This is a genomic window from Kitasatospora sp. NPDC057738, from assembly GCF_042798815.1.
Taxonomy (GTDB): domain Bacteria; phylum Actinomycetota; class Actinomycetes; order Streptomycetales; family Streptomycetaceae; genus Kitasatospora; species Kitasatospora lactacystinica.
In genome coordinates this window covers 1-3750 of the sequence record NZ_JBHVJT010000158.1, presented here as the reverse complement: position 1 = coordinate 3750, position 3750 = coordinate 1, and the positions used below count along the sequence as shown (strand labels likewise).

The 3750-nt window shown below is 75.0% G+C and carries 1 protein-coding gene; it reads right to left on the bottom strand.

Features of this window, described 5'->3' with window-relative positions; all coding sequences use genetic code 11:
• Window positions 1-3750 (bottom strand): beta-ketoacyl synthase N-terminal-like domain-containing protein (locus ACFVGO_RS39265; protein WP_380636949.1); only part of this gene is annotated, 3750 nt, incomplete at both ends.

Genomic DNA, 3750 nt, shown 5'->3' with positions numbered 1-3750 from the left:
GACGGTCCCACCCACCCGCCAGGCCGCACCCAGACCCCGGAACACCGGACCGTAGCCGTACCCGACCTCGGCCAGAGCCTCGTAGAAACCCTCCAACGGCACCGCCGTGGCACCGGCCGGCGGCCAGGCGGCCAGATCGAACTCCGGCGCCCGCTCCTGCGCGGTCAGGGTTCCCACCGCGTGGCAGATCCACGGCGCGGTCCCGCCGGCGTCCGGCCGGGCGTGGATCTCCACCCGGCAGTCGCCCTCCTCGCCCGGGGCCGCCACCCGTACCTGGAGGTGCACGCCGCCCTGCTCGGGCAGCGGCAGCGGCGCCTGGAGCACCAGCTCCTCCAGGACCGGGCGGTCGATCTGCTCGCCCGCGCACAGCGCCATGTCCACGAAGGCCGTCCCCGGCACCAGCGCCTGGCCCTGGACAGCGTGGTCCGCGAGCCACGGGTGGGTGGCGAGCGACAGCCTTCCGGTCAGCAACAGGCCGTTGTCTCCGGCCAGTTGAACCGCAGCGCCGAGCATCGGGTGGCCGGCCGACAGCTGGCCGACCGAACCGGCGTCTCCGGACCGAACGGCCGGGCGCGGCCAGTAGCGCTCGCGCTGGAAGGCGTACGTCGGCAGTTCGAGCCGTCGGCCGGCCGGCAGCACGGCCGGCCAGTCGACGTCCGCGCCGGCCGTCCAGAGCCGGGCCAGGGCGGTCAGCGCGGTGCCCGACTCCTCCCGCTCACGGCGCAGCAGCGGCGCGAACACGGCCTCGGCTACCGCCTGTCCGGCCAGGCCGCTCAGCACCGCGTCCGGGCCCAGCTCGACGTAGCGGGTGACGCCCTGGCGACGAACGGTGTCGACGCCGTCGGCGAAGCGGACCGCCTCGCGGACCTGGCGCAGCCAGTAGTCGGGGGTGGTGAGCAGGCCGGGTTCGGCGATCCCGCCGGTCAGGTTGGAGACGATCGGGATGCGCGGCTCGGCGAAGGCCAACCCGCCGAGCACGGAAGCGAATTCATCCAGCATCGGCTCCATCAGCGCCGAGTGGAAGGCGTGCGAGACCGCCAGCCGGCTGGTCTTGCGGCCCTCGGCCTTCCAGCGGGCCGCGAACTCCTCGACCACCTCGACGGAGCCGGAGACCACGAGGGAGGTCGGGCCGTTGACGGCCGCCACGTCCAGGCGGTCACCGATCTCCGCCCGCACCTCGGCCTCGGTGGCCTGCACGGCGAGCATCGCCCCGCCCTCGGGCAGCGCGTCCATCAGCCGGCCACGTGCCGCCACCAGGGCGCACGCGTCGGCCAGCGAGAACACGCCCGCCACCTGGGCGGCGGCGATCTCGCCGATCGAGTGCCCGAGCAGGAAGTCGGGTGTCACGCCCCAGGACTCCAGCAACCGGAACGACGCCACCTCGACCGCGAACAGCCCGGCCTGCGCCCACACCGTACGGTCCAGATCCTCGACGCCGTCGAGGACGACCTCCCGCACCGACCGCCCGAGCCTCGCGTCCAGCTCCGCGCAGACCGCGTCAAAGGCTTCGGCGAACACCGGGAACGCCTCGTACAGCCCCCGGCCCATGCCGACCCGCTGCGCACCCTGCCCCGTGAACAGGAACGCCGTCCGCCCCTCGACCGCCGTACCCGAGACCACGCCCTCGCCGGGCCGGCCCTCGGCCAGCGCGGTCAGGCCTGCCCCGATCGCGGCAGCCGTGTCACCGACGGCCACCGCGCGGTGTTCCAGCGCCGCTCGGGTGACGGCCAGCGCGTGTCCCGCGGCCGCCGGGTCGGGCCCGGTCGCCGCGAACTCGGCGAGCCTCGCCGCCTGTCCGCGCAGCCCCTCCGGGGTCTTCGCGGAGACCGGCCAGAGCACCGGGCCGCCGTTCTCCACCGGTTCCGGTGCGGGCGACGGGTCGCCCTGCTCCAGGATGACGTGGGCGTTGGTGCCGCTGATGCCGAAGGAGGACACGCCCGCGCGGCGCGGACGGTCCGCCTCCGGCCAGGGCCGGGCCTGCGTCAGCAGTTCCACCGCGCCCGCCGACCAGTCCACGTGCGAGGTCGGCTCGTCCACGTGCAACGTGGCCGGGAGGACGCCGTGGCGCATCGCCTGCACCATCTTGATCACGCCCGCGACACCGGCCGCCGACTGGGTGTGCCCGATGTTGGACTTGATCGAGCCCAGCCACAACGGCCGGTCGGCCGGCCGGTCCTGGCCGTAGGTCGCCAGCAGCGCCTGGGCCTCGATCGGGTCGCCGAGCGGAGTGCCGGTGCCGTGCGCCTCCACCACGTCCACCTCGGACGGGGCGAGCCGCGCGGAGGCCAGCGCCTGCCGGATCACCCGTTCCTGGGAGGGGCCGTTGGGCGCGGTGAGCCCGTTGGAGGCGCCGTCCTGGTTGACCGCGCTGCCGCGGATCACCGCGAGCACCCGGTGCCCGTCCCGACGGGCGTCGGACAGGCGCTGGAGCACCAGCACGCCGACGCCCTCGGACCAGACGGTGCCGTCGGCCCCGGCGGAGAACGCCTTGCAGCGTCCGTCCGAGGCCAGGCCGTCCTGCCGGTCGAACTCGGCGAACACCCCCGGGGTGGACATCACGGTCACACCGCCGGTCAGTGCCATCGCGCACTCGCCGCGCTGCAGCGCCTGGATCGCCCAGTGCATCGCCACCAGGGAGGAGGAGCAGGCGGTGTCCACGGTGACGGCCGGGCCCTCCAGGCCGAACACGTACGAGACGCGGCCGGAGAGGATGCTGGTGGCGGCACCCGTCATCAGGTGCCCCTCCGACTCCGGCAGGTCCATCCCGGCGCCGTAGCCGAACGCCGAGGCGCCGACCAGGACGCCGGTGGAGGACCGGTGCATGGACAGCGGGTCGAGGCCGGCGGCCTCGAAGGCCTCCCAGGAGGCCTCCAGCAGCAGCCGCTGCTGCGGGTCCATCGCCAGCGCCTCGCGCGGCGAGATCCCGAACAGCCCGGCGTCGAAGTCGGCGGCGTCGTGCAGGAAGCCGCCGCGCGGCGTGTAGGTGGCGTCGGCGACCTCGATCTCCCAGCCGCGGTCGGCCGGGAAAGCGGTCACGCCGTCGAAGCCCTCGGCCAGCAGTCGCCAGAGCCGCTCGGGGTTGTCCGCGCCGCCGGGGAAGCGGCAGCTCATGCCGATGATCGCGATGGGCTCGCCGGTGTCCACGGCCGTCTCGACCAGCGGCGCCACGGAGGCGGCCCGCTCGAAGAGCAGCTCGTCGAGGTGCTCGGCCAGCACGGCCGGTGTCGGGTAGTCGAAGACCAGGGTCACCGGCAACCGCAGCCCGGTGACGGCGTTCAGCCCGTTGCGCAGCTCCACGGCGGTCAGCGAGTCGAAGCCGAGCTCCCGGAACGCGTGCCGGGGGCCGACCGCGTCCGTGGCACCGTGGCCGAGCACGGTGGCCGCGCTGCTTCGGACCAGCTCCAGCAGCTGCGCGCGCCGATCCTCGGCCGGCAGCGGCCGCAGCCGGGCCAGCAGTCCGGACTCCGCGCCCGCGCCCCGGTCGGCGGCCCGCCGGGCGGACGGCCGGACCAGACCGCGCAGCAGCGGGGGCACCCCATGGGTGGAGACGGCCTGCGCGGCGGCCAGGTCCAGGACCGTCGGCAGGAGGTGCGGTACGGGCAGGGTGATCGCCCGGTCGAACAGGGCCAGGGCCTGCGCGGTCGGCAGTCCCGAACCGCTGCGTGCCGAGGAGAGATGACCGGTCAGCTCACTGGCCTGCTCCCACAGGCCCCACGCCAGCGACTGGCCGGCCCGGCCGGAGGCCGTGCG